The following is a 539-nucleotide window of genomic DNA, read 5'->3' on the forward strand; positions in this document are numbered from 1 at the left end:
TCAGACCCGACCTCAGCCAGCAGGGCGTCGATCTTATCCAGACAGTCCTGGGTCTGTTGCGCCACGCTGGCGCCTTTGGTGCCAACCTGACCAGCCAGATAGATCGTATCGCCATGGGTAACGATCTGGCTCATGCGGGGGCCTGTGTGCAGGCGGGTGATTTCTGACATCGATATTCTGTCCTATTTTGAAGAGTTGAAGACCGGGCCAACCATGCCCAGCAAGAAAGGGTCCAGCGTCACCTCTATTGAGACGGAAGCCAAGCCCCATTCGTAGTGATGCAGAACTTGCGATCGACCTGACGCCCGCCCATCTCAGCACTCGGTGCTGGCAAGTGCCACAGCAGCATGGGCCCCAGTTTCAGGGTAGGACCACGTCACCGCGTCCCCCATCGAATTGCCAGCCCGTGAATAGAGCATCCTCTCAGCAGCCCGCATGGCATCAAGGTCACTGGGATGAACAAGGTCACTGGGATGAAGCGGTGATTTCACCAACATTCGGCTCAGCGCGCCTGCAGCCAGTGGAGCCCCCCCCGGAAT

General features: G+C 58.8%; 1 protein-coding gene. It reads right to left on the reverse strand.

The genetic code is table 11. From position 1 onward, the window contains the following. Window positions 1-170: Rid family hydrolase (locus ACYVHT_RS23335; RefSeq protein WP_460557811.1), on the reverse strand; the 170-nt coding region annotated here is incomplete at its 3' end. Between the last annotated feature and the right edge of the window lie 369 nt (window positions 171-539).

It is taken from the genome of Hymenobacter daeguensis, assembly GCF_054780555.1.